Origin of the sequence: Chloracidobacterium sp., assembly GCA_016711345.1 — a bacterium.
Taxonomy (GTDB): Bacteria; Acidobacteriota; Blastocatellia; order Pyrinomonadales; family Pyrinomonadaceae; genus OLB17.
This window is the reverse complement of sequence record JADJTD010000001.1, coordinates 1,720,560-1,740,725: the sequence shown is the minus strand read 5'-3', so window position 1 is coordinate 1,740,725 and position 20,166 is coordinate 1,720,560. Positions and strand designations below refer to the sequence as shown.

The 20,166-nt window shown below is 49.3% G+C and carries 24 protein-coding genes; 13 read left to right on the top strand and 11 right to left on the bottom strand.

The window, feature by feature from the left end; all coding sequences use genetic code 11:
• Nucleotides 1-170: 170 nt before the first annotated feature.
• The 4 genes from IPL32_07175 (at nucleotide 171) to IPL32_07160 (ending at nucleotide 4,641) form a co-directional block, all read left to right on the top strand.
• Nucleotides 171-383 carry a hypothetical protein gene (locus IPL32_07175; GenBank protein ID MBK8465598.1) on the top strand — a complete coding sequence of 71 codons (213 nt, stop codon included), beginning with the start codon at nucleotides 171-173 and terminating at the stop codon, nucleotides 381-383.
• A gap of 90 nt (nucleotides 384-473) precedes the next feature.
• The gene (alaS, locus tag IPL32_07170; GenBank protein ID MBK8465597.1) at nucleotides 474-2,441 is read left to right on the top strand and encodes an alanine--tRNA ligase; all 1,968 of its coding nucleotides are present in this window, start codon (nucleotides 474-476) and stop codon (nucleotides 2,439-2,441) included.
• Between the two features lie 14 nt (nucleotides 2,442-2,455).
• Nucleotides 2,456-3,016: a hypothetical protein gene (locus tag IPL32_07165; GenBank protein MBK8465596.1), complete on the top strand. Its 561-nt coding sequence runs from the start codon at nucleotides 2,456-2,458 to the stop codon at nucleotides 3,014-3,016.
• A complete protein-coding gene (locus IPL32_07160) occupies nucleotides 3,013-4,641 on the top strand; it encodes an aldehyde dehydrogenase family protein (protein ID MBK8465595.1) in 1,629 nt (542 codons plus the stop codon). The genes IPL32_07165 and IPL32_07160 overlap by 4 nt, the downstream gene beginning before the upstream one ends.
• Nucleotides 4,642-4,645: 4 nt before the next feature.
• On the opposite strand, the gene IPL32_07155 is transcribed toward IPL32_07160, so the two are convergent.
• A complete protein-coding gene (locus IPL32_07155) occupies nucleotides 4,646-5,059 on the bottom strand; it encodes a YbaN family protein (GenBank protein MBK8465594.1) in 414 nt (137 codons plus the stop codon).
• Between the two features lie 82 nt (nucleotides 5,060-5,141).
• On the opposite strand from IPL32_07155, the gene IPL32_07150 reads away from it, so the two are divergent.
• The gene (locus IPL32_07150) at nucleotides 5,142-5,699 is read left to right on the top strand and encodes an NAD(P)H-dependent oxidoreductase (GenBank protein ID MBK8465593.1); all 558 of its coding nucleotides are present in this window, start codon (nucleotides 5,142-5,144) and stop codon (nucleotides 5,697-5,699) included.
• A gap of 11 nt (nucleotides 5,700-5,710) precedes the next feature.
• Here IPL32_07150 and IPL32_07145 read toward each other — a convergent pair whose 3' ends face one another.
• The 10 genes from IPL32_07145 to IPL32_07100 form a co-directional block, all read right to left on the bottom strand.
• Nucleotides 5,711-5,848 (bottom strand): hypothetical protein, encoded by a 138-nt coding sequence (locus IPL32_07145; protein ID MBK8465592.1) that lies wholly within the window; start codon nucleotides 5,846-5,848, stop codon nucleotides 5,711-5,713.
• Between the two features lie 31 nt (nucleotides 5,849-5,879).
• Nucleotides 5,880-6,218, bottom strand: coding sequence for a hypothetical protein (locus tag IPL32_07140; GenBank protein MBK8465591.1), 339 nt, complete (start codon nucleotides 6,216-6,218; stop codon nucleotides 5,880-5,882).
• Nucleotides 6,219-6,237: 19 nt separating this feature from the next.
• Nucleotides 6,238-6,783 (bottom strand): hypothetical protein, encoded by a 546-nt coding sequence (locus IPL32_07135; GenBank protein MBK8465590.1) that lies wholly within the window; start codon nucleotides 6,781-6,783, stop codon nucleotides 6,238-6,240.
• Between the two features lie 81 nt (nucleotides 6,784-6,864).
• Nucleotides 6,865-7,533 (bottom strand): rubrerythrin family protein, encoded by a 669-nt coding sequence (locus IPL32_07130; GenBank protein MBK8465589.1) that lies wholly within the window; start codon nucleotides 7,531-7,533, stop codon nucleotides 6,865-6,867.
• A 197-nt stretch (nucleotides 7,534-7,730) separates the two neighbouring features.
• Nucleotides 7,731-9,095: a sigma-54-dependent Fis family transcriptional regulator gene (locus IPL32_07125; GenBank protein ID MBK8465588.1), complete on the bottom strand. Its 1,365-nt coding sequence runs from the start codon at nucleotides 9,093-9,095 to the stop codon at nucleotides 7,731-7,733.
• A 21-nt stretch (nucleotides 9,096-9,116) separates the two neighbouring features.
• Nucleotides 9,117-10,361: a hypothetical protein gene (locus IPL32_07120; GenBank protein ID MBK8465587.1), complete on the bottom strand. Its 1,245-nt coding sequence runs from the start codon at nucleotides 10,359-10,361 to the stop codon at nucleotides 9,117-9,119.
• 101 nt (nucleotides 10,362-10,462) lie between these two features.
• Complete coding sequence (xth, locus tag IPL32_07115) at nucleotides 10,463-11,245, bottom strand: exodeoxyribonuclease III (protein ID MBK8465586.1); 783 nt, start codon at nucleotides 11,243-11,245, stop codon at nucleotides 10,463-10,465.
• Complete coding sequence (locus IPL32_07110) at nucleotides 11,238-11,933, bottom strand: hypothetical protein (GenBank protein ID MBK8465585.1); 696 nt, start codon at nucleotides 11,931-11,933, stop codon at nucleotides 11,238-11,240. The genes xth (IPL32_07115) and IPL32_07110 overlap by 8 nt, the downstream gene beginning before the upstream one ends.
• 6 nt (nucleotides 11,934-11,939) lie before the next feature.
• Entirely contained in the window at nucleotides 11,940-12,710 is a 771-nt protein-coding gene (gene xth / locus IPL32_07105; GenBank protein MBK8465584.1) for an exodeoxyribonuclease III, read from the bottom strand.
• A gap of 53 nt (nucleotides 12,711-12,763) precedes the next feature.
• Nucleotides 12,764-13,711, bottom strand: coding sequence for a site-specific DNA-methyltransferase (locus tag IPL32_07100; protein MBK8465583.1), 948 nt, complete (start codon nucleotides 13,709-13,711; stop codon nucleotides 12,764-12,766).
• A gap of 171 nt (nucleotides 13,712-13,882) precedes the next feature.
• Here IPL32_07100 and IPL32_07095 point away from each other — a divergent pair, with 171 nt between their 5' ends.
• The 8 genes from IPL32_07095 (at nucleotide 13,883) to IPL32_07060 (ending at nucleotide 20,120) form a co-directional block, all read left to right on the top strand.
• The gene (locus tag IPL32_07095; GenBank protein ID MBK8465582.1) at nucleotides 13,883-14,332 is read left to right on the top strand and encodes a hypothetical protein; all 450 of its coding nucleotides are present in this window, start codon (nucleotides 13,883-13,885) and stop codon (nucleotides 14,330-14,332) included.
• Nucleotides 14,333-14,336: 4 nt separating this feature from the next.
• A complete protein-coding gene (locus IPL32_07090; protein ID MBK8465581.1) occupies nucleotides 14,337-14,906 on the top strand; it encodes an ATP synthase F0 subunit B in 570 nt (189 codons plus the stop codon).
• Nucleotide 14,907: 1 nt separating this feature from the next.
• Nucleotides 14,908-15,450 carry a F0F1 ATP synthase subunit delta gene (locus tag IPL32_07085; GenBank protein MBK8465580.1) on the top strand — a complete coding sequence of 181 codons (543 nt, stop codon included), beginning with the start codon at nucleotides 14,908-14,910 and terminating at the stop codon, nucleotides 15,448-15,450.
• A gap of 65 nt (nucleotides 15,451-15,515) precedes the next feature.
• Nucleotides 15,516-17,048: a F0F1 ATP synthase subunit alpha gene (locus tag IPL32_07080; protein MBK8465579.1), complete on the top strand. Its 1,533-nt coding sequence runs from the start codon at nucleotides 15,516-15,518 to the stop codon at nucleotides 17,046-17,048.
• Nucleotides 17,049-17,054: 6 nt separating this feature from the next.
• Nucleotides 17,055-17,930, top strand: coding sequence for an ATP synthase F1 subunit gamma (gene atpG, locus IPL32_07075; protein ID MBK8465578.1), 876 nt, complete (start codon nucleotides 17,055-17,057; stop codon nucleotides 17,928-17,930).
• Between the two features lie 129 nt (nucleotides 17,931-18,059).
• Complete coding sequence (locus IPL32_07070; GenBank protein ID MBK8465577.1) at nucleotides 18,060-18,452, top strand: DUF805 domain-containing protein; 393 nt, start codon at nucleotides 18,060-18,062, stop codon at nucleotides 18,450-18,452.
• Nucleotides 18,430-18,903 (top strand): VanZ family protein, encoded by a 474-nt coding sequence (locus IPL32_07065; protein MBK8465576.1) that lies wholly within the window; start codon nucleotides 18,430-18,432, stop codon nucleotides 18,901-18,903. The genes IPL32_07070 and IPL32_07065 overlap by 23 nt, the downstream gene beginning before the upstream one ends.
• A gap of 74 nt (nucleotides 18,904-18,977) precedes the next feature.
• On the top strand, nucleotides 18,978-20,120 hold the full coding sequence (locus IPL32_07060) for an SPFH domain-containing protein (GenBank protein ID MBK8465575.1): 1,143 nt from the start codon (nucleotides 18,978-18,980) through the stop codon (nucleotides 20,118-20,120).
• Nucleotides 20,121-20,166 lie beyond the last annotated feature (46 nt).

The window sequence follows — 20,166 nt, the reverse complement described above, 5'->3', positions numbered from 1 at the left end:
GCCAAAAATGTCCGTAAACCATTGTATAGAGGCGAGTTATATTGTCCGGCAGCCGTGCCGGACAGAACAGGACAAGATCGGACGAGAAAATGCCATAACCTGTTTTGGATTAGGTATTTACAAGGAATATTCGCGTAGTTTTGTCCGGTCGATGTGGAGAAATTTGTCAAATGAGAAAGACCATTAATATATCGGTTTCAGAGGATATGTTTTCCTTCATTCGTGAAAAAGGGCGCTCGGAGTTTTACGACTCGGCGAGCGATTACATTCGCGCGCTTGTGCGGCGCGACCGGTTTCGCGCTTATCAGGCAAGGTCGCGTCAGCGAGCGCGCAGGACGAACGATATTTTTGAGGATAAGACTGAACACAGAACCGTGGACTGATACACCAGCTTGCCCGACGAATATCTGTGGTTTACCGTATTGGCTGATGACCTTCGCTGCTCTGCGGCGCTCTTTTGCTGTATTATTTAGATGATGAGTTCTTACGAAAAATTGACCGAAACCCAGCAGTTTGCCTGCCGCGTGATCGCCGACCATGCGCGTTCGACGGCGTTTGCTATCGCCGACGGCATTTTGCCCGGCAACGAAGGCCGCACCTACGTCCTTCGCAAGATAATGCGCCGCGCCATCTACCACGGTCGCGAACACCTCGGCCTAAAAGACGCTTTCTTTTACAAGGTTTGTGACACGGTCGTCGATCAAATGAACGGGGCGTTTCCCGAACTCGAAACGCAGCGCGATTTCATCGGCAAAATGGTGCGGATCGAAGAAGAGCGTTTTGGAAATACTGTGACTGTTGGGCTTTCAAAGCTCAATGACTTAGGCATCAGTCCGAACACGACAAAGAACGACGATCTCTTTCTATCGATCGGCAAACTTTACGATACTTTCGGAACGCCGCGTGACCTGATCCGCGTCTTTCTTGAAGAAAAAGGCCTCGAACTTGACGAGGATAGTTTTAACGAACGCTTTGAGAATGCGTTGCAAGAACTTCAAAAACAAGGCGATGTCGGACAAACAACCCGCAAATCACAGCCGTCGCCCATTTATTCTGAAATTCTTGAAAAAATAACTGCTAATAAGTTTCTCGGATACGACACGACACATCTGACCGACGCAAAGGTCGTTGCGATCCTTGACGGCGAAAAGCAGCTCGACGAATTGAAAACAGGAGCGCAGGGTAGTGTCATTCTCGATCAGACACCGTTTTACGCCGAAGCGGGCGGGCAAGTCGGCGACGTTGGCATTCTTGTCGGAACCGCCTACGGTAGTGGGCGGTTGAACATGGATAGTTCGCAACCTGATCTTAAACCACCCGCTACCGCAGGTGGTTCTGACTTGCGGGCGACGGTCAATGACACATATTCGCCTGTGAGCGGGCTTATCATTCACAAAGTTACTGTCGATAAAGGCTCAATTAAGGTCGGCGATACCGTAACCGCAACAGTTGACGCGGAAAAACGCGACGCAACGCGGCGAAATCATACGGCGACGCATCTGGTTCACGCGGCGTTAAGAGAAGTATTAGGAACGCATGTAAAACAGGGCGGTTCGGTAGTCGCGCCAAACGTATTGCGATTCGATTTTACACACTACCAGCCAATGACCGCTGCCGAGATCGCTGAGGTCGAAGATCTGGTCAATCGCGAGATATTAAAGAACGAGCCTGTAAATACAAACATCATGGCCATCGAAGAGGCGATGGCTGGCGGTGCGATGGCGCTTTTCGGTGAGAAATACGGAGCTGACGTTCGTGTGTTGAGTGTCGGCGACGGCGTGTTTTCAAAAGAGCTTTGCGGCGGCACGCATGTGCGTGCGACAGGTGACATCGGCAGTTTTAAGATCACGGCGGACGAAGCAATTGCATCTGGAGTAAGGCGTATTCGTGCGATAACGGGCTTTGATGCGTTCGACCGGTTTCGCGAGGACGAGAAATTGATCGACGCTTCGCTAGGCGCGCTGAATACACAGCGTGACAATCTGCCCAACGCTATTGCACGTTTGCAGGAAGAACTAAAACGCACGCGTAAGGAAATGGACGATCTTAAATTAAAGATCGCGACCGGATCAATTGGCGATTCTTCATCAAACGGTGACGAAGCAAGAGATATAAACGGCATCAAGGTTATGGCTAAGATCGTTGACGGCCTCGACGCTAACGGTTCGCGCCAGCTTTCCGATACACTGCTCACTCGACTAAAGAGCGGTGTTGTTGTGCTTGGCCGCACCGACGAAGGCAAGGTGAGCATCATCGTCCGCGTTTCCGACGACCTGACTGACCGCGTAAAAGCCGGAAATGTGATCAAAGAGATCGCCCCAATAGTCGGCGGACGCGGCGGCGGTAAACCCGACATGGCCGAAGGCGGCGGCTCCGAACCAGATAAATTGTCCGAAGCTATCGATGCCAGTTACGGCGTGATTGAGAACATGTTGGCATAAGCTGGTGTATTGATATGGGTCTTTCACAAAAATACAAAAAGTCTCTTGACGAAAAGTGGTGTATGAGATTCAAGACTCTACACCCGGACGGTGATGCCTACGACGGGATTGTACTTCATTTGTCCAATGAACTAATAGCATTGGGAGAGATGCGCGACTTTGAATTCGACGGAATTAACGTTTTTCCGCGGAACGCAATCAAGGGGTACAGGGACAACAAATTTGACAGATGCTGTAATCAAATACTTTTTGGAAATGGGCAATTAAAACGTTTACGAGTAGCAAAATGGCTTAATGCGTGTGAGACATTCAATCAACTGGCTTTGGTGTTAATGAAGCGGGATATTTGGCCGGCAGTCGAAGTAGTTTTCAAGGATGGTGACCGTGCGTTATACGTGGGCCCCATCGTAGAAGTTAAAAATAAACACTTTTCCATTAATTGTTATGATGCCGCAGGCAAGTGGGAAAAGGTTTACCGTTTGAAGTTCAACGAGGTGTTCCGCTTTGAGTTTGGTAGCAAATACACTAATCATTTTAATAACTACATGAGGCAGAAAGAAGTCTCAGGCCAATGAGCGCTGTAATCTCAATAAAAACAGACGAGGTCATCTCCTACAATCCAGCAACCGGAGCAGAGGTTGGCCGTGTGCCGCAGATGTCGGCGGATGAAGTAAAGACTGCTGTCGAGCGCTCACGATCCGCATTTCAAAACTGGAAAAAAACGTCATTCAAAGAACGTGCTGCATACATTATGAAAGCACGCGAAGTGATCTTGTCGCAGATGGACGAGATCGCTCATCTCATCTCTGCCGAATCGGGCAAACCGTTTGGCGAAGCGATCTCGATGGAGATCGCGCCCGTGCTCGACCTGATGCAGTATTTTGCCCGCAACACGGAAAAACTGCTCGCGCCGGCAAGACTCAACATTGGTCTCTACGCTTTGCTCGGACGTTCATCGAAGATCGTTTATCATCCGCTCGGTGTCGTCGGCATCATCCCCGCGTGGAATTATCCGTTCTCGATACCGCTTGGCGAAGCCGTAATGGCATTGATGGCAGGCAACACTGTCGTCATAAAACCGTCCGAACTAACCCCACTGACCGGATTAAAGATTGGCGAGATATTTGAAAAGGCTCAAAGTCCGACAAACTTAAGTTTGTCGAACATTGTCCAGATCGTCACCGGTGCCGGTGAAACCGGTGCAGCACTTGTAGAAGCCATCCCCGATAAAATAATGTTCACCGGCAGCGTCGCCACAGGTAAGAAAATTGCTGCAGCGGCTGCTAAAAATCTGACATCAGTCGTCCTCGAACTCGGCGGCAAAGACCCGATGATCGTTTTCGCCGATGCCAATCTCGAACTCGCATCGAGCGCCGCAGTCTGGGGAGCGTTCTGTAATTCAGGACAATCATGTTCGTCGGTTGAGCGTCTGTATGTTCAGGAAAGCGCCGCCGAAGAATTGACGCGCAAGATAATTGAAAAAACACGTGAGTTGAAACAAGGCGTTGGTGACCGCGAAGATATTTCCGTCGGCGCCATGTCGTCCGAGCGGCAGATCGCGATCGTCGAAGACCACGTCGAAGATTTCCGCGCCGCTGGTGCAAAGATAGAAACCGGCGGTCGCCGTTGCACAAGCCCGCACGTTAGTAAGGGCGATACACACGACGCGGGGAAAAATACACTGTTCTTCGAGCCGACCGTCATAAGCGGTGCTACGAACGACATGCGTGCAATGCAGGAAGAGACGTTCGGGCCAACGCTCCCGATAGCGACATTTTCAACGGAAGAAGAAGCGATTCGCCTTGCCAATGACAGCGAGTTTGGCTTAACCGCAAGTGTCTGGACACATGACAAATCGCGCGGAGAAAGAGTAGCTCGTCAGATCGACGCAGGCTCCGTTTGCGTCAACGAAGTTCTTTACACACACGGCATCGCACAAACACCTTGGGGCGGATTTAAGAACAGCGGCCGCGGACGCACACATGGTCGCGAAGGCTTGATGGAACTCGTCCAACCACAGCACATTCATATCAACCACCTGTCCTTATTGCCTGACGCATGGTGGATGCCGTATTCGTCAAACGCCGTCGCCACGTTTCGCAAAATGACAACAACATTTGCCAGCGGTTCGCTTGTTAAAACGACAACGCTGCTGCCGCAGCTTGCGAAGAGAATTAAAGAGTTAATGAGGAGGAAGTAAGAAATCAGGCTTCTTCGATCGGAGAAGATTGGGTGTTTACAGTTGATTCTGGGCGATGCGTTTTTATCATCACAAGGTGGATCGTGACACCGATGGCGATAGCGGCTAGTAACAGCGTGAGCCAAAAAGCTCCGGCAACATACCAGATGCTAAAGCCGATCGACGCCCAAAGGATAGCTATTGTTGTAGCTTTTTGCCGAACGCTGATGCCCTCGCCGGACTTGTAATTTTTGATATATCTGCCGAGCCAGCGATTGTTCAAAAGCCAGTTATGAAATCGTTCGGAACTTCGCGAATAGCAGTATGCCGCCATCAGCAGAAAGACGGTCGTCGGCATCAGCGGCAGAAATATGCCCAAAACACCAAGCCCGACGCAGACGGTGCCGAAAAATATCAAAGTTGCCTTGCGAATGTCCATAAAACTGCAAAAGACAGTTTAATCTTTTGGGCATCTTCATGTCCAACCATTCGTGATAGCCTTGTTTTAGATAGGGAATAATATGACTGACAAAATAAAAATAATTGGTATTTCCGGTAGTTTGCGTGCCGGGTCTTTTAACACTGGTGCTCTCGTTGCTGCACAGCAGCTTTGCGGCGACGACGCTGAGATCGACATATTCGACATCTCAGATTTTCCGCCGTTTAATCAGGACAGCGAGAAAGATGTGCCTGCGAATGTTACTAAACTCAAGGCCGCGATCAGGGCGGCTGACGCAGTTATCTTCTCGTCACCGGAATATAACTATTCTGTGCCTGGCCATCTAAAGAACGTCATCGATTGGGGTTCGCGTCCATACGGCGACTCGGCGTGGGACGGCAAACCGGCACTTATCATGGGAGCTTCAGCCGGAGCGATCGGCACTGCGAGAATGCAGTATCACCTTCGCCAAGTGATGGTATTTCTGAACATGTTTCCGCTCAATAAACCGGAAATAATGATCGGCGGCGCCTCTGGTAAATTTGACGAGAGCGGCAACTTAACGGACGAGAAAACGCGTGATTTTATCAAGCAAGGTGTTGCGGCTCTCGTGGAAGAAACTCGTCGGCGTAAGAAATAGTTTTGGTCCCGCTAAATTCGGAATTCCGCAACAACAGATGAGTGGTCGAAATGGTTATCCAGATCACATGTGACCTTTTCTGCCCCACGATCGGAGCTAACGGCCATAAAAAGGCCGCCGAATTGATCCGGCGGCGTATTTTCGAACATATATAGGTCAGTTAGGTTATGGCCTCAACGATCAATCGTCATCACCGTCAGTGTCCTTTTTGCCTCGGTCATCAGCGTCGCCGCGGCTGTTGGGCCGATTTGAATTTGCCGATTTTGACGAAGATCTCAAATCGTCAGCATCACCCGATTTCGCCGGCTTGCCCAAGCGCGTGTTATTTGTGTTTGCCTGATTTACAGGAGCAAGATCGTCGGTGTCGCCGTCATTTTTAGTAGCGATTGTCGTGTTAGAGCTTGAGGTAACGAGGTTCGCTTGTGGCCTCGGCGTCTCTGTTTCTTTTGACGAACCGCCGCATGCGATCAGCATCGATACCAGTCCAATTGTCATAGATAAAATAATTACTTTCTTCATAACTTTCTCCCAGTGTTTATTAATCGTCATCATCATCTCCATTTTTTCCTTTGTTTGGCACGGCTCCGGTATTTGCTTGTGAGGTCATCATTGCCCTTACGCCAAACTCATGCACCAGACGTCCGCCCTGATGGGCCGTATTCATCAGCAGAACAACCCCCGAGCCGTAGAATAAGAGGAACGCAAGGTTCAGCGGAATCAAGATCATTCGCGAGAGTTCTTTCTTGAACAGCATCGGAGCGAAAACTATTACGCCAAAGATCGCCGTCAGGGCGGCGAACACCGTTCGAGTCGTTTCGGCGAGTTCTTCGTGCTCTTCCAGCACCGACTCGACATTGTTGATTTGTTCGGCAAGTTCTCCCGCCGCTTCTCCTGTCGATACAGCAATAAAACATGCAATTGTACCGATCAGCATTAAGAGAAAGGCGGATATCAAAAATGTGCGACCGCTTTTCGGCATAAGAATTCCAATGAGGATGATGATTGGTGCAACCATCAATAATGCGATCGGAAAGTGAACAATAATTGGATGAAGGCCGTCCCAACTTGGAATGGGTGGAAACATAGTATTTTCTCCTTTTAGGCTTAAGCTGCGGGTGCCGGTAGCAAAGTTATGAATTAGCCCCCGCAGCTCCCCCCTTGTAAATTAGCTGATCGATTCAAACTTCTCTTTCGGCGTAAAATCGACGGGACATTTTTCGATCGTTGTATCCTTGGTCGTAAAGCCGCAGACTGAACAGACAAAAAATGTTATCTTGCTGCCCTTCCAGTCTTTCAGATTTGCGAGTGCCTCGGTGTAAAGCTTGGCGTGTTCTGCCTCGGCCGTTTTTGCAAGGTTGAATGTGCGAACCGCGTCTTTGTTGCCGACACTTCGAGCCTCGGCCAGGAAGTCCGTGTACATCTTGTCGCGTTCATAGGTTTCGCCCTCGATAGATCCTTTCAGATTTTCGGCGGTTGTCTTAATATCGGCGGGTTTGATCTCGGCTTTCGGCGTGCCGCCCATTTTTGTAATGACGTCGGCATGGTTGGTCTTATGAATTTCCTCGGCGCGTGCGGCAGCACGGAATAGGCTGGCGACCTTTGCATAACCCTCTTCATCAGCTTTTTTCGCAAAAGCGAGGTATTTTGCATTCGCGTTGCTTTCACCGTCGTAGGCGGTCTGCAGATTTTCAAGCGTTATGGTTCCGGTGTTTGCGGCGGCAGTGTTCGTCGCACCGGGGGTTGTTGCTGACCCGGCCGACGAACAGCCGATCGCAGCAAAGGTCACCGCAAAGGCTGCGGCGAATAAATTTAAAGTGCGTATTCGAATGGTCATGATCTCAGTATCTCCTCAAAATAATCTAGTAATCGAACTGTACGACCATCTGTAAAGCAAGGCGTGTGCCTTCGACTGCTTTTAACGCAATCCTTTGTTTACAATGTTTTAGATATTAGGAGTGACCTGAGACAGGAGCTTGTTGTATAAATTTTAATACAACAATGTGAGAAGCGTTTGAATTTTTTTACATGGAATTAGAGCCCATGTTTTTTTATCTTGTAGGCGATATCGCTCCGCGAAATGCCGAGCTTCCGGGCAGCCTCGGCCTGAACGCTATTTGCATCAAGCAGGGCACGTTGAATAAGCTTCGATTCTACCGAGTCGAGATATGCAGGTAGGTCGACGCCGGACGGGAGTCTAACGGCATTATCTACATCAATTTCGGATGGAACTTTATCCGAAACTAGTACGAGATCTTCAGCAGTGATCTCCTTGCCCGTTGCCAAAATGCATGCCCGCTCGATTAGATTTCTGAGTTCTCGAACATTTCCCGGAAAGTGATACCGCTGCAGCTTTCCGAGGGCCTCCGGATGGATCGGGAGCGGACTGATCTTGAGTTCGCGGGAAACTTCTTTGACAAGAAAATCAACGAGGATCGGCACGTCCTCGCGCCGTTCTCTAAGCGGCGGTATGTCGATCGGGACCACGGCAAGACGGTAAAACAGATCCTCGCGAAAGGAACCTGTTTTGACAAGCTCCTGCAGATCTCTGTGCGTTGCGACGATCACGCGGACGTCGACAGTTCGGGGAACCGTCGCTCCAACACGCAGAAATTGCCCGTCAGTGAGTACACGAAGGAGCTTTGCCTGAAGGCCGAGCGACATTTCACCCGCTTCATCAAGGAACAGCGTTCCATTGTGGGCTGCTTCGAAAAGACCCTGTCGCGGTTTGTCAGCGCCGGTGAATGAGCCTTTTTCGTGGCCAAAAAGCTCGGATTCAAGCAAGTGTTCAGATACTGCGGCACAGTTTACTGCGAGAAATGTATCACTCGACCGTCTGCTGCCCCGATGGATCGCGCGGGCAACCAATTCCTTACCAGTACCGGTCTCGCCGGTAATGAGTACAGTTGCATTTGTCGGGGCAACGCGGGCTATCTTTTCCTTGAGATCCTTTATTGCAGTGTTTTCACCAAGTATCTCATCGGCAAATGCGAAACGTTTGGCTTCTTCGCGAAGAACCTCGTTTTCGCGAATGAGTTTGGTCCGCTCGGTTGCGCGTTTCGCCACTGACGTGACAACCTCGGGCACAAACGGTTTTGAAATGAAATCAAAAGCACCTGCATGCATCGCCTCAACCGCGAGTTCGACAGTGGCAAGAGCGGTAAGGATCACAACGGGAAGCGAAGGCTCGTTTTCACGACAGTACGATAACACCTCAAATCCATCACCGTCTGGCATTTTTTTATCCGAGATGACTAGATCAAACTGGCTCGTGGCGAGTGCTTCAAGGGCTGTAGTGATTCCCTGGGCTTCAGTCACGGTATGACCTGCTTCTTGCAGTATGAGCGTCAATATCCGCCGCATACTTTGTTCATCGTCGATGACCAATATTCGTGCCATTAGTTTAGCCAACCTTCAGTTTCAGAATCTGATCTCAAACCTAACATTATCATTTTCATTATTTGCAAGAAACACATCTCCCCCGTGCGACCGGGCGATGTTGCGAACGATCGAGAGGCCTAGGCCCGTTCCTCGCGGGCCATGAGTAAAAAACGGTTCAAAGATCTTCGAAACCAGGTCGACAGGTATCTGATCGCCTTCATTCGCAACGAACAAAACGGACCTGCGATCTTTTTGCAAAGCTCCAAGAGTAATCCTGCCGTTGCTTGGAGTAAAGCTGATCGCATTCGTGATCAGGTTGAGCAACGCTTGCTGCATCTGCGAGGCATCCATTTCGAATACAAGCGTACCATCGCAGTCGACATCAAGCGTCAATTCTTTTTCGATAAGGAGGGCTTTCGCAAGGCTGGCAATATAGTCAATAATCTCGCTAACGACGACTCTTTTCCTTGTCGGTTCTCTGCTTCGGGCAAAAGCCAGAAAGTCATTTGTGAGAGTTTCCAAACGCTTTGCTTCTTCAGTAGCAATGTCGAACATTTCTTGTCTTATAGGAGAATCCAGCGGTTGGCGTTCGGCCATTTTTAGTGAACTTGCGATCATGGTCACCGGATTTCTTATCTCATGAGCGATCGCACTAGACAGTTGTCCGACGGCGGCCAATTTTTCCTCTGCCACAAGTCTTTCCTGGAGATGTCGTAATTCATCGAGACTTTGCCCGAGCTTTTCCTCTTCATTTCTAAGACTTCCGACTAAAAGCCACACAACAACAGCGACAACGAGAAATACGAGCGAAACGGTTGCGGCCTCAAAGTACTCACTGACGTCGACAGGCGGATGTGCCTTAAAAAAGAGCCAAACTTCGAGAAAAGTCAGAATAATGATCGCTACAGTGATCAACAATGTGCGAACCAGACTAAAGCGATAGGCCGCTGATAGAATAGGGAGGATCATCAAGACCGAATAATGGCTGTCAGCCGTACCGCCTGACAATGAGGCCAGAAATGCAAAGGAAATATTGAGCAGAATGGAGAGATGAATGTGAATGCCGACCGCGGTCGGACTACTTTCATCTGTCAACCTCTGTACCCACAGCAGTTCGAATATGAGGATCGAAAAGCGAATAGCCAGAACCAACAGAAGAGAAAAGGTTGGCCGCCCGAGAAGAGAAATAAAGCCAATATGAACAGAAAATAGTGCGGCTAAAACCGCCATATTGAGCAGGATCAGAACGGTTTCTTGCTTTTTGTATGCTGCAATGCTTATCATTTTCGCCTGCTACAAGTATACTCCCGCTCCCTACGGACATTGTGAATGAGAGATTGATCTTTACATAAAAAAGCAGCTGGGATGCCACGCAGTGGGATTTTCTAAATGCGAAATTCAGCAACGACCGGAGCGTGATCGGATGGTTTATCTAATTCGCGCGGAGCTTTGTCGATCCAGCAATCTGAGCAGCGTTCTGCAAACGGCTGCGAAGCCCAGATGTGGTCAATGCGAAGCCCGCGATCTTTTTCAAATGAATGATGAAAATAGTCCCACCAGGAAAACTCTTTTGCATCGTCGTTGATCTGCCGAAACACATCAACAAAACCCCATTTTTTGAGATCATGGAGAGCGTCTCGCTCGGCCTTTGTAAAATGGATCTTGTCCTTCCACAATGACGGCTTCCATACATCCAATTCGTGGGGTGCAATATTAAGGTCGCCACAAAGAATAACATTTTGTGTCGGTTCGAAACTTTCATCAAGATATTTCCTAAGCCGGGCAATCCACTCGAGTTTGTAGCTGAATTTATCACTGCCTAACGCGGTGCCGTGAGGAACGTAGGCATTGACGATGTGAATATTATTGATCGTCGCGGCGATCAGGCGTTTGGGAGCAGTTGCAGTGTCATTCGGAAAGTTCTTCTGGACATCAGTAAGTGGTTCTTTCGAAATTATCGCGACGCCGTTGTAAGCCTTTTCCCCAATAAACGACAAATGCTCATAACCGATCGCATCAAAACGTCCATGCGGGAATTTTTCATCGACGCACTTCGTTTCCTGCAAACACAAAACATCAGGCTGATTCTGTGTACACCAATCAATGACATGCTCAATACGAGAGTTGATCGAATTAATGTTCCACGTTGCGATCTTCATACTAACGATCTCGACGGAAGAAAATTAATCCCAAATAACAGATAAAGGTTGGAACCAGCAATAACATCGAGAAAAACGTAAGGCCGAAAAGTACGCCATACGCTTCATCATTTGACGTGCCCGACTCACGTAACCCTCCCATAATGTCGAACACAGCTCGTTCGAGATTCAAGGCCGTTAAGGTCGTGACTATTGCAATGACTGGCAAAAGAGTTACTACGATGCTCGCAAAGATTGAGAGACCAGCCGCCTGCTTGAAGTAAAACAAAAGCAATGCTAATCGCCACGTAGCGACGATGGCAAGGAACCAGACATTTAGTGAACGAGCAATACTAAGGTCCGCAAAACGCTCAACCGGAATTGCGTATAATAACGCCGGTGGCGAAGTTAAAGATACAAAAGTGAGAACAGGTTTATATGTCCAGTTCTCGGGATTAAGCGGCGCGGCGATAAACAACAAAATGCCTGTAAGTACAAAGATGTAGATGACCGAGCCAAGGCCAAGATGCTGTAGTAAATTGGCGCCGGGGTCATCCCACCAACGCCCAATGCCGACTACCAAAGTGCAGGCAAGCCCAAATACCAAATGACGCAAACCAAGTTGCTCATACTCTTCTTTGGACAATTGAAATGTCAATAGTTTTCCGGAAGTGCGGAAAACGTCTATGAGGATCGAGCTGTTGAATGCACTCATCATCAAAAGTTAGAGACCGAACTCCGCTAAAACAGGTGCATGATCACTTGGCAGCGTAAGTGCGCGAGTCGATCTGTCGATCCAACAATTTGTCGCCTTGGCGGTAAGCGATGGTGATGTCCAGATATGATCGATCCGCAAGCCATGATTTTTTTGCCATGCTCCTGCGCGATAGTCCCACCATGAGTATTCGCGGACATCGCCATTCTTCTCGCGAAACAGATCGGTAAAGCCCCATTGTTTTACGTTGGTAATTGCTGCCCGCTCGGGTTTTGAGAAATGAAGCTTGCCGGTCATTGCCTCCGGGTTCCAAACATCAAGATCGGTTAGAGCGACGTTAAAATCACCGCATAGAAGCACATCCTTTTGTTCGTCACAGGTCTCGTCAAACATCTTTCTAAGACGCTGCAGCCAGTCGAGCTTGAATTTGAATTTATCGCTCCACAACTCGCTGCCGTTAGGCACGTATGTGTTGACTATTCGAATACCGTTAACGGTCGCGGCGATCAGGCGTTTTGGCGATTCGTCATCGTCATCGAGGAAATTCTTTTGTGTGTCAGTGATAGGGAGCTTAGAAATGATCGCGACGCCGTTATATGATTTTTGGCCCATGAAAACCGACTCATAACCAGCAGCCTTTAATTCTGCCTCGGGAAATTTGTCGTCAACGGTCTTTGTTTCCTGCAAGCAGGCAACATCCGGTTCGGCTGACTTTAACCAGTCAAGTAATTGCGGCATTCGGACATTGATGGAATTAACGTTCCAGGTCGCGATCTTCATAAAATGATTTCACCACAGAGACACAAAGGACACAAAGAATAGAAAGGTTGCGGCTATTTCTTTCCAGAGTTTCGTTCCCAAAACACACCGTCCGAAAAGCCCTGGATCGACTTATCGGATTCTGCTGCCTCAAGGCGTTTCTGGGCGAGCAGACAATACTGCTCGTCGGACTCGATCGCAACAAAATCACGTCCGAGTTTTTTAGCAGTGACCGCCGTCGTTCCCGAACCGGCAAACGGGTCAAGGATCAGGTCGTTCGCGTTTGTGCTGGCGAGAATGATCTTCGCAAGGAGCTTTTCAGGCTTCTGTGTCGGATGATCGGTGTTCTCAGGCATTGACCAGAAAGGTACGCTGATGTCCGTCCAGATATTTGACGGATGCGTGTCGCGATAGTTGCCGTGCTCCGACAGTTCCCAATCTTTTGGTTGACCTTTTTCTTTGTAAGGAGCAAGCACCTTGCGCCGGACCTTAACCGCATCGAGATTGAAGGTGAAACTGTCGGAAACCGTAAAGAACCAAATATCTTCAGCGGCATTCTTCCAGTTTGCTTTAGCTCCGCGTCCTTTTTCGCGCTCCCAAGTGATGCGATTTTGAAGTTTAAGATACTTCGAACCTACCTTTTGAATGGCTGAACCAGAGCGCCAATCGCCGCATATATATATCGAGGCGGTCGGCTTTAACAGCGGCAGACACAGCGATAGCCATTTATCCAGCCATTTTTCGTAGTCGGATATGGATCTTTCACGAAATTTCTCTTTTCCAAACGCTTTTGTCAGATTATAAGGCGGATCGGCGAAGAGCAGATCAAAACTTGCATCTGACAGCCGGTCCAGCACCTCAAAGGCGTCACCGCATATGACCAAATTGCGCACCGATGACAGATCATCGGCTTTATCGGCGAAAATAAGCTGCTTTTTTAGGCCTGTCACTTCGTTCCCGGCTACTTCAATTGTGCGGTTTCGAGATGCTCGGACCTTTGCTTTTTTGGGGCTTACGGGCATAAGGACTATGAAAACCTTAGCATATAGGCAGGAATTTAAAAACCTGACAATTTTCGCGACAGCAAGCGAAGCTTCCTTGACCCTAAAAACGCCCGCGTGTTACCCTTAACTCTTTTGAGAATAGGGCGCCTCTCGCTCAATTCGGCCGCAGTTGGCGGATATTAGACGACTATGCATTTGTTTCTCTTTGCCGAATCCATCCAGCTTTTTCCGGACGGAACGATTTTTATCCATATCGCCATGATACTTGGCATGATATGGCTGTTAAACCGTACGCTTTTTCGCCCGATAAACAACATCCTGCAAGCGCGTGAAAAGCAAAAAGGCGGTCATTCGCTGGAGGCGGTTGAGATATTAAAGAATGCCGGAAACAAAGAGTCTCAATATACAAAAGAAATGCTCGATGCACGTTCTGCCGGTTATGAGCTTATAGAAAAAGATCAAAAAGCTTCGGCGGCAATGCGTGACAAAAAATTGAATGCCGCAAAGTCAGAGATCATGGAAAAGTTTAACGCTGGACGCTCCGAGATCGAAAAACAAACTGCTCAGGCCCATAGCGAGATCGGTTCGAATGCCGAAAAAATGGCCGACAAGATAGCGGCTAGTATTTTGAAGGGTTAGGTTTATGCTTTCATTTTTCACAGGTTTTGTATTTCTTCTTGCCGGCAGCAGCAGCAGTGGCGGCGGATTTATGCATTTCTACAACGAGTATTTTAATATCCCCGGCTTTGAGCTTTGGAAGTTTATTAATCTCGGTGTCTTTTTGGCCATTATGATCTATTTGGTCAAAATGCCTCTTAGTAATGCATTTAAGGCAAAGCGGGAAGAGATCAGAGGCGAGATCATCAAGGCCGAAGCAGAAAAACAGGCCGCTCTTGAGAAATTGAAATCGGTAGAGGCGAAACTTAGCCAACTCGAAGCCGAAAAAGCAGCTGTGCTGCAAAAAGCAAAAGCTGAGTCCGAAGCTGAAAAGAAACGTATCGCCGAGAATACAGAGAACGAGATCGAACGGCTCCGCCATCAATCGCAATCCGAGCTGGCACGCCTCTCAGGCCAGTCACGTGCTGAGTTAAAACGGTTTTCGGCTGAAGAGAGCATTCGCCTTGCCGAAGAAAAATTGCGTTCGATGATCGATACCGAAAATGACGCCCGTTTGGTCCGGGCCGGCATCAACGAGATCGGAGGGTTGAACTAATATGAGTACCGAAACGATCGCCCGCCGCTATTCAGTCGCACTTGCCGATGTGGTTTCCGGAACGCAAGGTGTGGACACCGTGAGTTCCGAGGTCGCCGCTTGGGCCGATATGTTTGCGACCAACGCGGACCTCCGAAATGTGTTCAGCAATCCGACCATCGCACACATGGATAAGGAAAAGCTGCTTGAGAGTTTGATCTCAAAAACAAAGCCCGGCCAGACGACCGCGAATTTTGTACGCGTTCTGCTTCAAAATGGCCGCCTTACCGATATTGCAGATATCAACAGCCGCTTTTCAGATGTGCTTGACGAACGACGCGGCCTGGTGTCCGCTGAGATCATATCGGCCCGCGAGTTGCCCGAGGGCGAACGCATAGAATTTGAAAAAAATCTTGCAAAACTTACCGGTAAACAGGTAACCGTCAATTATTCGATCGACAAAGAGATAATAGGCGGCGTCGTTACCCGTATCGGCTCGACCGTTTATGACGGATCGGTAAAAACGAAATTGGAGAATCTTAGGGAACAATTGATCAATGGATAGTGGTGAATGATGAGCGAAGAAAAACCGCTCACCACTCACCGTTCATCACTGATAACAAAACGAACATGGAAGCAATAAAAGCAAACGAGATCAACGAGATCATAAGAGCACAGATCGAGAATTTTGACGCCAGCATGACGGTCAACGAAGTTGGCACGGTCATCAAGGTCGGTGACGGTATTGCCGAAATTTATGGCCTCGAAAAGGTCATGGCCGGCGAGCTTTTGGAATTTGACCACGGCGTACGCGGCCTCGCACTCAACCTTGAAGAAGACAAGGTCGGCTGCGTGCTCTTTGGTGATTTTCAAAAGATCAAAGAGGGCGACGAAGCAAAGCGCACAAAACGCATCATGAGCGTGCCTGTCGGCGATGCTCTGATCGGTCGTGTGGTCGATGCTCTAGGCAATCCGATCGACGACGCAGGTGAGATCGTTACTGACACATACTTCCCGGTTGAACGCATCGCCCCTGGTATTATCGACCGTCAGCCGGTGAAAGAGCCGCTGCAGACTGGTTTGAAGGCTATCGACTCGATGGTGCCCGTTGGCCGCGGCCAGCGCGAACTTATCATCGGCGACCGCCAAACGGGTAAAACTGCTGTCGCTATCGACACGATCATCAACCAGAAAGGCAAAGACGTGATCTGCGTTTATGTCGCTATCGGTCAGAAGGCTTCGACCGTTGCTCAGGTTCGCCAGAAGCTCGAAGAATTTGGTGCGATGGACTACACGATCATCGTAAACGCCTCGGCTTCCGATCCTGCGGCCATGCAATTTCTTGCTCCGTATTCAGGATGTGCGATGGGCGAATATTTCCGCGACAATGGCCGCCACGCCTTGACGATCTATGACGATCTTTCGAAGCAGGCTGCCGCATACCGCGAAATTTCTTTGCTTCTGAGACGTCCTCCGGGCCGCGAAGCTTATCCGGGCGACGTTTTCTACTTGCACTCACGCTTGCTCGAACGTGCCGCCAAGATGTCAGACAAGCAGGGCGGCGGTTCACTGACGAGTTTGCCGATCATCGAGACACAAGCAGGCGATATTTCGGCATATATTCCGACAAACGTGATCTCGATCACCGACGGACAGATATTTCTTGAGAGCGACCTTTTCAACTCCGGCGTGCGTCCCGCTATCAACGTGGGTAACTCGGTTTCGCGTGTAGGCGGCTCGGCACAGATCAAGGCGATGAAGCAGGTTGCCGGAACGCTCCGTATCGACCTCGCACAGTTTCGTGAATTGGCAGCTTTCGCACAGTTCGGCTCAGACCTCGACAAATCGACGCAGGATCAACTCGAACGCGGAAAACGCCTGACCGAAATTCTCAAACAGCCGCAGTACGTGCCGATGGACGTTCTTGAGCAGGTTCTTATCATCTGGACGGTTAGCAACGGCCACGCCGACGATGTCGAGGTCACAGACCTCAAGCGTTTCGAGGAAGAACTAACCAAATTTATCGAAGAAGCTCATCCAGGCGTACTCAACACGCTCCGTGAAAAGAAATCGATCGACGACGACCTGAAAGCCGCGATGAAAGAAGCGGTCGAGGACTTCAAAGCGACGCGTTGGGCGACTGCGGCCTCCGCGAAAGCGTAAAAGTTTATGGCAAGTCTATTAGACATGCGCCGACGGATTAAGTCGGTCAAAAATACACAACAGATCACCAAGGCGATGAAAATGGTCGCCGCGGCGAAGCTGAAGCGCGCGCAGGATCGTGTGACAGCATCGCGTCCTTTTGCAAACAAAATGTCCGACGTTCTCGGCGGATTGAGTGCAAAGGTTGCGGGTGAGATCTCGCATCCGCTGCTCGACGAACGCGGTGATAATAGGTACTTGATCGTTCTCGTCAGCGCCGACAAAGGCCTTGCGGGTGCGTTCAACGCAAATGTTATCAAGGCAACACAGGCGTTCCTCAAAGAAAATTCCGACAAGTCAACCGAGATGATCCCGGTCGGCCGCAAAGGCCGCGATTTTTTCAAACGTCGCGAAGTTAAGTTTGCAGAAGAATACGTCGGGTTGACGGGTTCGGGCCAAGTCGTTCACGCTGACGCTGTTGCGATCGCGAACAAAGTCATTACAGCATTTACTGAAGACACGACGATCGACAAGGTATTTATTGTTTTTACCGAGTTCAAGACCGTTCTCTCACAAAAACCTGTTATCGAACAACTGCTTCCCATTCCGCGTACCGCAACACAAGAGACATCTGAAACGGGAGTAGAGGCCGAGTATATCTATGAGCAATCGGCTGCTACGATCTTTGCAAAACTGCTTCCAAAGCAGGTCGAGATACAGATCTACAAAGGAATGCTCGAGTCGGTTGCATCTGAGCAGGGTTCGCGAATGACAGCAATGGATTCGGCATCGAAAAATGCGGGCGAGCTTATCGATTCACTCACACTCAACATGAACCGCATCCGTCAGGCTGCGATCACAAAAGAGATCATCGAGGTCGTCAGCGGCGCAGCGGCTGCCTAAGGCAGAGAATCCAAATACTAATCAACGTAAACAGACCATATTTGAAATTTTTTATAATTTCATATAAGGTCTGTTTGTTTTTTCTATTTATAAGCACAACTCAACTAACTACGCGGGAGGCATTTCCGAATGAACTGGTATCTTGGAGTATTAAAGAAATATGCGGTATTTAGCGGACGGGCACGACGAAAGGAATACTGGATATTTGCTCTGTTCAATCTAATTTTTGTAGTCGTTGCGGTGATTATTGACAATGTCTTGGGGCTCACTATCGAGGATGTTGGATATGGTCCAGTGTATATACTTTACGCATTGGCGACCTTTGTTCCCAGTTTAGCCGTTACTGTTAGAAGGCTTCATGATACAGGCAAAAGCGGATGGTTTATTCTTGTAGCGCTCATACCTTGCGTTGGCGGGATTGCTCTACTAGTGTTCGGCCTTACGCCTGGAGATGTAGGGGCAAATGAGTACGGAGAAGACCCAAAGGCGCATTCCGAATATGATCTTTTCGGAAATAACTAAACTTCGCAAAACACTCATTCTTTACGCGCCGCTTTTTTTGTGGATCGGCGTTATATTTTATCTCTCAAGTCCCGAAGGCTCATTTGGCCAAACCTCACGCTTTATCGGCCCGCTGTTAGATTTCTTTTTTCCGGGTATGTTGCCGGAGACGCGTATAACTGTCCATGCTTTTGTGCGCAAGGCCGCTCATTTTACTGAATATGCTGTACTCGCCTTTCTCGCCGTTCGAGCGTTTGCGGTCTCGACATTGCACCTGCTTAGGGAAAAGCTCTTTCTGTTCGCATTGATCTTAGTTGCCCTTATCGCCTCGCTGGACGAATTTAACCAAAGTTTCGAGGCGTCAAGGAGCGGTTCGATCTGGGATGTGCTGCTCGATATTTCCGGCGGTTTGGTGATGACTGTTACCCTTTGGCTGTTTAGACGACGTTTCTTGCCCGTTGCTGACCGATAAAAACATCCTTCTTCCAATTCCGGCAACTTTATGTCAAAATTTAACGTTAAGAGTTAGAGAAAGGAGACTTTGAAATGAGCATATTAGACAAGGTTAAAGAAGCGGCATTGAACCAATTTATCGAGGTGATCGAGTGGCTCGATGCATCGCAGGACACGCTGGTTTATCGTTTTCCGGTTGCCGGACAGGAGATAAAAAACGGTGCCCAGCTTATCGTTCGCGAATCGCAGGCGGCAGTTTTTGTCTTTGAGGGACAGGTTGCAGACGTTTTTACGCCCGGCAAATATGAGATCGACGGCGGCAACACGCCTATTTTGTCAAAGCTCGGTGCGTGGAAGTACGGTTTTAACTCGCCCTTCAAATCCGAGGTCTATTTTGTAAACACCAAGCAGTTCACCGATATGAAATGGGGCACGTCTAATCCCGTGATGCTCCGCGATGCTGATTTTGGCATCGTCAGGCTGCGAGCGTTTGGTGCTTACAGTTTGCGTATTTCTGATCCAAGCGAATTCATCAAACAGATCGCCGGCACGAACGCTCATTTTCAAACCGAAGACATCGACGGCCAGCTAAAGCGTGCTATCGTCACCGAGTTTTCCGACTCTCTCGGTGAATTGAAGATCCCTGCTCTCGACCTTGCCGCTCAATACAAAGAGATCGGCGAGAAAATTCGCGGCATGATAAATGAGGACTTCAAGGGCTACGGCCTTGAGGTCACTAAATTCTACGTCGAGAACGTCAGCCTGCCGCCCGAGGTCGAGGCCGCTATGGACAAGCGTGCATCAATGGGTGCGATTGGCAACGTCGATCAATACATGAAATTTCAAGCCGCAGATGCCCTGCGTGATGCAGCGCAGAACGAAGGCGGCGGAGCGGGACTTGGAGCAGGTCTCGGAGCCGGTTTTGCTGTAGGTAACCAAATGGCAGGGGCTTTTGGAGCCGGACCACAAGGCGGAGGCGGACAAACCGCAACTATCCCGTGTCCGTCATGCGGCAAGGCAAACGCCGCCGGTGTGAAATTCTGTTCTGACTGCGGCGGCAAGATGGAAGTTGCTAAAGTGCCGTGCGTCAAATGCGCCGCCGAGCTTCGCGAGGGTGCAAAATTCTGCTCAGAATGCGGTTCAACGCAAGAAAAAGCAAAGTGCACCGGTTGCCAATTCGAACTCGCCGCCGGAGCAAAATTCTGCCCCGAATGCGGAACTAAAACTGAAGCCTAGTCAGTACCACCTGCGGTAGCGGGTGGTTGAATATTTAATAGCTTAA

Coding starts and splice junctions, on each gene's coding strand:
- IPL32_07145 (MBK8465592.1), bottom strand. CDS start 5,848: ATGTTCGAAAATACGCCGCCGGATCAATTCGGCGGCCTTTTTATGGCC.
- alaS (MBK8465597.1), top strand. CDS start 474: ATGATGAGTTCTTACGAAAAATTGACCGAAACCCAGCAGTTTGCCTGC.
- IPL32_07120 (MBK8465587.1), bottom strand. CDS start 10,361: ATGATAAGCATTGCAGCATACAAAAAGCAAGAAACCGTTCTGATCCTG.
- IPL32_07080 (MBK8465579.1), top strand. CDS start 15,516: ATGGAAGCAATAAAAGCAAACGAGATCAACGAGATCATAAGAGCACAG.
- IPL32_07100 (MBK8465583.1), bottom strand. CDS start 13,711: ATGCCCGTAAGCCCCAAAAAAGCAAAGGTCCGAGCATCTCGAAACCGC.
- atpG (MBK8465578.1), top strand. CDS start 17,055: ATGGCAAGTCTATTAGACATGCGCCGACGGATTAAGTCGGTCAAAAAT.
- IPL32_07110 (MBK8465585.1), bottom strand. CDS start 11,933: ATGATGAGTGCATTCAACAGCTCGATCCTCATAGACGTTTTCCGCACT.
- IPL32_07060 (MBK8465575.1), top strand. CDS start 18,978: ATGAGCATATTAGACAAGGTTAAAGAAGCGGCATTGAACCAATTTATC.
- IPL32_07065 (MBK8465576.1), top strand. CDS start 18,430: ATGATCTTTTCGGAAATAACTAAACTTCGCAAAACACTCATTCTTTAC.
- IPL32_07175 (MBK8465598.1), top strand. CDS start 171: ATGAGAAAGACCATTAATATATCGGTTTCAGAGGATATGTTTTCCTTC.
- IPL32_07155 (MBK8465594.1), bottom strand. CDS start 5,059: ATGGACATTCGCAAGGCAACTTTGATATTTTTCGGCACCGTCTGCGTC.
- IPL32_07125 (MBK8465588.1), bottom strand. CDS start 9,095: ATGGCACGAATATTGGTCATCGACGATGAACAAAGTATGCGGCGGATA.
- IPL32_07150 (MBK8465593.1), top strand. CDS start 5,142: ATGACTGACAAAATAAAAATAATTGGTATTTCCGGTAGTTTGCGTGCC.
- xth (MBK8465584.1), bottom strand. CDS start 12,710: ATGAAGATCGCGACCTGGAACGTTAATTCCATCAATGTCCGAATGCCG.
- IPL32_07070 (MBK8465577.1), top strand. CDS start 18,060: ATGAACTGGTATCTTGGAGTATTAAAGAAATATGCGGTATTTAGCGGA.
- IPL32_07095 (MBK8465582.1), top strand. CDS start 13,883: ATGCATTTGTTTCTCTTTGCCGAATCCATCCAGCTTTTTCCGGACGGA.
- IPL32_07140 (MBK8465591.1), bottom strand. CDS start 6,218: ATGAAGAAAGTAATTATTTTATCTATGACAATTGGACTGGTATCGATG.
- IPL32_07160 (MBK8465595.1), top strand. CDS start 3,013: ATGAGCGCTGTAATCTCAATAAAAACAGACGAGGTCATCTCCTACAAT.
- IPL32_07085 (MBK8465580.1), top strand. CDS start 14,908: ATGAGTACCGAAACGATCGCCCGCCGCTATTCAGTCGCACTTGCCGAT.
- IPL32_07130 (MBK8465589.1), bottom strand. CDS start 7,533: ATGACCATTCGAATACGCACTTTAAATTTATTCGCCGCAGCCTTTGCG.
- IPL32_07135 (MBK8465590.1), bottom strand. CDS start 6,783: ATGTTTCCACCCATTCCAAGTTGGGACGGCCTTCATCCAATTATTGTT.
- IPL32_07165 (MBK8465596.1), top strand. CDS start 2,456: ATGGGTCTTTCACAAAAATACAAAAAGTCTCTTGACGAAAAGTGGTGT.
- IPL32_07090 (MBK8465581.1), top strand. CDS start 14,337: ATGCTTTCATTTTTCACAGGTTTTGTATTTCTTCTTGCCGGCAGCAGC.